Below are 3,182 nucleotides of genomic sequence, written 5' to 3'. Positions count from 1 at the left end.
GCGGACTGCTGTCGCCCGCCGTCGTGCCGCTGGCCCTGGCGAGCGCCGTCAACAGCACGATCAATGTCGCCACAGGCGTGTGGAACGCGGTCACGACATCCGCGCCCGAACCCGTCCAGTCCGCCACGCAGACGCCGCTTGCCGCGTTGTCAGCCGGGATTGTCGCCCCGGCGGACAATGCGGACACCACCTATGCCGACGGGGTGACGGACCTGCTGGTCAATGTCCCGGCCGCCGTGGCGGCGACGGTGTCCACCGGCACGACGGCCGCCATCGCACCGGCAACGCAGGTGGCCGACGGCAGCCAGACCAGCGTGGACCCGGCGCAGGCGACGGCGCTGCTGCTGGACGGTGCCACGCAGATCGGCACGCAGGCGCAGGCACTGTCGGTGAAATCGCTGGCCCCGGCCGATGTGCTGGTGATTGCCCTGGTGGCGCGCGTTGGCACCGTGGCGCAGGCGCTGGCAACGCAGTCGGCCGTGACCTACGTCAGCCAGTCGGATGCGATTGCGGGACGCAATGCGGTGACGGGCGCGCTGGACGATCTGGCGGATGACCTGACCAATGTGATCGCGGCCGGGGCCGATGTGGCGCTGGGCGATCTGTCGGGCGCGATCCGCGATGCGCGCACCGCCGTGGTGGCGGATATTTCGTCGCGGCTGGGACGCCTGCCCAAGGTGATCGCGGTGCCGGTTCCGCGCCAGATCAGCGCGTGGCTGATCGCCTATGCCGTGGCGGGCGACACGCCATCGGACGTGGCGAGTGTGTGGGATGACCTGGTCAGCCGCAACAACCTGACGCACCCGGCACTGGCAGGCCCCGGCAGCGTGGACGTGCTGGAAACCACGACATGAGCGGCACCACGAACACCACCGTCACCGCGCGCGGCATGACGGTGATCGTCAACGGCCGCACGCTGAAAACCTACACCATGGCCGAATGCGGCCGTGACCTGGGCGATATCTGCGGGGCGTTCCATGTCGAATATCTGGACGAGGTGCGCGCGGGGCAGGCGCTTGGCGGCGACGTGCCGGAATGGGCCGCAATCCGCGAGAACGATCCCGTGGAAATCCGCATCCACGGCGTCACCCGCCTGCTGGGATATGTGGACGACATCCAGTTGGAAATGTCGGATGGGGAAATCCGCGCGACCATTTCCGGCCGTGACAAAACGGGAGACCTGGTTGATGCGTCGGCCAACCCGACAGGACCGGGCGAATACCGCTCCATTCATCTGGTGGATGTCATCGGGAATCTTACCGGCCCGTTCGGGCTGGCGGTATCGGCCGACGTGGATACGGGTGATCCATTTACCCTGGTCGCGGTCGATCCGGCCGAACCCGCGATGTCCACGATCGAAAAGCTGTCGCGCCAGCGCGGGGTTCTGGTCACGTCTGATGGCGTGGGCGGGATTATCCTGACGCAGGCGGGCAGCACGCGCGCACCGGGCAACCTGACGCTGCCGGGCAATGTGTTGCGCATGGAATCGCGCGTGTCCGCGCGCGGCCGGTATTCGGATGTCTGGGTCAAGGGGCAGTTCAGAAGCCTTTTAAGGCCCGCTCAGAGCACTCTGAGCATGGACGCGGAACCGCTGTCGGAAACGCCCGAGGACGCACCGAGCGCACCGAGCGCCACCGCGACGGAGGCTGCCGCGATCGTGCGGTATGGCCATTGCGTGGATCCCAGCGTGGGACGATATCGGCCGCGCGTGTGGCTGTCGGCCACGCAGAGCGGTGGGTCGGTTGCCGCCCAGGGCACGACGAACCCGCCGCTGGACAGCACGGCCAGCGGCCTGACCGCAGACCCCGGACCCGCGCCGATGGCCTATCACGCGGGCAACCGGCGGCCGAAGCGCACGCGCACCAAACCGCGCACGGACGGCAGCCCGTGGACATTGCAGGACCAGGCGGCGTGGCGGATGCGTTCGACCAAGGCGCAGGCCACGGCGCGGGTCTATACCGTGCCGGGATATCGGGGCGAGACGGGCGATATGTGGCTGCCCAATGCCCTGGTCAGTGTGAATGACCTGTACGCGGGGATCGACCGCGACATGCTGATCGGGGCCGTGACCTACGTGGACGCGCCGGATGGGCAGGTCACGCGCATTTCCGTGGTGGAACCCGACGCCTACGACCTGACCGGCGACATGGACCATGGACATAACGGCGCACGGCGCGCGGGAAAAATCGTGGCCCGCGACGGGACGGCCCGATGATCGACCGGCTGTTCATGGCCGTGCGTGGCCTGTTCGTCCGTGCCGTGGTGCGCGGCATCGACGATACCGGCGGCGAACAGATGCTGACCGTCGAACCGCATTTCGGCCGCACGCGATCAAAGGTGCCGGTGCATCAGCCGTTCGGGTTCGCATCGCATGCGCCGCTGGACGGTGCCGTCGCGCCTGTCGTGGCCGTTGGTGGCGACCATGCCGACCTGATGGCGCTGCCGCCCGCCAATCCGTCCAGGGCGCGGTTTGGCAAACTGGGTGAAGGCGACAGCGTCCTGTATGACGCGTGCGGGCAGCGCATCTACATCCAGAACGGCAAGATCGTGCGGATTGACTGCACGTCGGAAATGCTGGTGACAATCGGCGGCAGCCCCATTCTGGACCTGACGGCCAAACAGGCCACGCTGAACGTGCCGCTGTCGGTCAAGGGCAGCATTACCGCGACGGGCGATGTGACGGCAGGCAGCATCAGCCTGACGAACCACACCCATCCCGTGACGGATGCGCCGGGAACGACCGGCAAACCACAGTGACGGGCGACAACGCGCCCCTGAATTGATGCCACGCGCGCGCGGATACTGCGCGCATGGCAACGGTTCCCTTTTCACAGATGGCAATGTCCTGGTCGGCGCGCGTCCTGGCGTGCGATCTGGTGGTTACCCCCACCGGAAACGGGCGCGGGCGCATCGCCATCGACACGACGGCCGCCACGGCGCTGCTGATCGCGCTGGGAACCGACCGGCGCGCGGAACCTGACGACACGCTGCCCGATGTCGTGACGGGACTGCCCGCACAGTCGGCCGGTCTGCTGGCGCGGCGTGGCTGGGTTGGGGACATCTGCCTGCCTGAAGGCCAGCGCCTGGGCACGCGGGCCTGGCTGGAGGCACGCGGGAAACAGACCGAGGACACGCGCGCCCGGCTGGCCGGATACACGGCCGAAAGCGTGGAGCCGATTGCC

At 68.0% G+C, this 3,182-nt stretch carries 3 protein-coding genes and 1 pseudogene; all 4 read left to right on the top strand.

Annotated elements, in window-relative coordinates; genetic code table 11:
* Positions 1-854, top strand: a pseudogene (locus HNH97_RS16730) (DNA circularization N-terminal domain-containing protein); the annotation flags it as partial.
* Complete coding sequence (locus tag HNH97_RS16725; RefSeq protein ID WP_171791639.1) at positions 851-2,215, top strand: phage baseplate assembly protein; 1,365 nt, start codon at positions 851-853, stop codon at positions 2,213-2,215. The pseudogene HNH97_RS16730 and the gene HNH97_RS16725, both read left to right, overlap by 4 nt.
* On the top strand, positions 2,212-2,757 hold the full coding sequence (locus HNH97_RS16720; RefSeq protein ID WP_171791638.1) for a phage baseplate assembly protein domain-containing protein: 546 nt from the start codon (positions 2,212-2,214) through the stop codon (positions 2,755-2,757). Before HNH97_RS16725 ends, HNH97_RS16720 begins: the two co-directional genes overlap by 4 nt.
* Before the next feature lie 53 nt (positions 2,758-2,810).
* Positions 2,811-3,182: phage GP46 family protein (locus tag HNH97_RS16715; RefSeq protein WP_171791637.1), on the top strand; the 372-nt coding region annotated here is incomplete at its 3' end.

This window comes from Gluconacetobacter entanii, from assembly GCF_013155425.1.
Taxonomy (GTDB): Bacteria; Pseudomonadota; Alphaproteobacteria; order Acetobacterales; family Acetobacteraceae; genus Novacetimonas; species Novacetimonas entanii.
Note: the sequence above shows the minus strand (reverse complement) of the source record. Positions and strands in the feature narration are given on the sequence as shown.

What these genes read in the sequence shown, in the direction of transcription:
- HNH97_RS16720 (WP_171791638.1), top strand. Translation starts at nt 2,212, where the DNA reads ATGATCGACCGGCTGTTCATGGCCGTGCGTGGCCTGTTCGTCCGTGCC.
- HNH97_RS16725 (WP_171791639.1), top strand. Translation starts at nt 851, where the DNA reads ATGAGCGGCACCACGAACACCACCGTCACCGCGCGCGGCATGACGGTG.